Here is a 358-nt window from a genome sequence, read left to right as displayed (position 1 = left end):
GCACCATCAGCCAGAAAACCGAATTTTGCTGGGTGGGCTAACGATATCCGCCTGATGCGTGAACGTGACGGACGTAACCACCGCGACATGTGTGTGCTGTTCCGCTGGGCATGCCAGGACAACTTCTGGTCCGGTAACGTGCTGAGCCCGGCCAAACTCCGCGATAAGTGGACCCAACTCGAAATCAACCGTAACAAGCAACAGGCAGGCGTGACAGCCAGCAAACCAAAACTCGACCTGACAAACACAGACTGGATTTACGGGGTGGATCTATGAAAAACATCGCCGCACAGATGGTTAACTTTGACCGTGAGCAGATGCGTCGGATCGCCAACAACATGCCGGAACAGTACGACGA

The 358-nt window shown here is 54.2% G+C and carries 1 protein-coding gene; it reads left to right on the top strand.

The features are described 5' to 3' along the window. Positions 1 to 276: phage replication protein O (locus EDI28_RS26710; protein WP_032168467.1), on the top strand; the 276-nt coding region annotated here is incomplete at its 5' end. Positions 277 to 358 lie beyond the last annotated feature (82 nt).

It is taken from the genome of Photobacterium chitinilyticum, assembly GCF_004104355.1.
Classification (GTDB): domain Bacteria; phylum Pseudomonadota; class Gammaproteobacteria; order Enterobacterales; family Vibrionaceae; genus Photobacterium; species Photobacterium chitinilyticum.
This window is presented reverse-complemented; position numbering and strand designations above follow the sequence as displayed.